Source organism: Streptomyces sp. DH12 (assembly GCF_020873895.1).
GTDB lineage: Bacteria > Actinomycetota > Actinomycetes > Streptomycetales > Streptomycetaceae > Streptomyces.
In genome coordinates, this window is sequence record NZ_JAHWGT010000233.1 from 1 (window position 1) to 767 (window position 767).

Sequence of the window (767 nt, forward strand, 5' to 3'; positions counted from 1 at the left end):
CTCGTACGCCCACCGGGTGCGCGCCGAGGTCCTGGAGCGCCCTTCGAGGGCACGCCCCCCGTCGGAGGCGGAGTCCGGTTCGGAGCGGCGGCGCGCCTCCCGTGCGGCCGTCCGCTGGTCGGACCCGGACGAGGGCACGCGGACGGCCCTGGTGCGGGTCCCGGCCCATGCCCGCCCGGGCGACCCGGTGCATGTCTGGCTGGACTCGCGGGGCCGCGAGGTGCTGCCGCCGGTCGACGACGCGTCGGTGTGGCAGTACGGGGTCGGCATGGGCACCCTGGCCGGAGGCAGCACGGCGGCCGTGCTCCTGCTCGCGCACCGCGCGGTGCGGCGGGTGGCGCTGCGCCGCCGGCTCGGGGAGTGGGAGCGGGACTGGGCCCGCACCGGACCGCTGTGGACGCACCGCGGCGTCTGAGCCCCCTCGCGCCCCTGCGCGGAGCAACCGCTTTCCAGACCGTCCACCAGCGCCTTCTCCGCCGAACCCTGGCGGGGCGCCGCATGATCCACGTACCGTGTCCTCGCTTCGCACGGTCCCTTCACGAAGGCGGTCCCAGATGGCCCTGTTCGACCTTTCCCTCGACAAGCTGCGCGCGTACCGCAGCGCGTCCACGGAGCCCGAGGACTTCGACGCGTTCTGGTCCGGCACGCTCGACGAGGCGCGCCGGCACGACCTGGACGCGCGGTTCGAGCCGGTCGACACAGGACTGACGACCGTGGAGGTCTTCGACGTGACGTTCGCCGGGTTCGGCGGCCACCCCGTCAAGGGC

General features: G+C 75.1%; 2 protein-coding genes. Both read left to right on the forward strand.

Annotated features, from left to right (window positions below):
• The coding region (locus tag LPA54_RS42555) for a hypothetical protein (RefSeq protein ID WP_267487938.1) at positions 1–415 on the forward strand (415 nt) is incomplete at its 5' end.
• 139 nt (positions 416–554) lie between these two features.
• The coding region (locus LPA54_RS33740) for an acetylxylan esterase (RefSeq protein ID WP_228984513.1) at positions 555–767 on the forward strand (213 nt) is incomplete at its 3' end.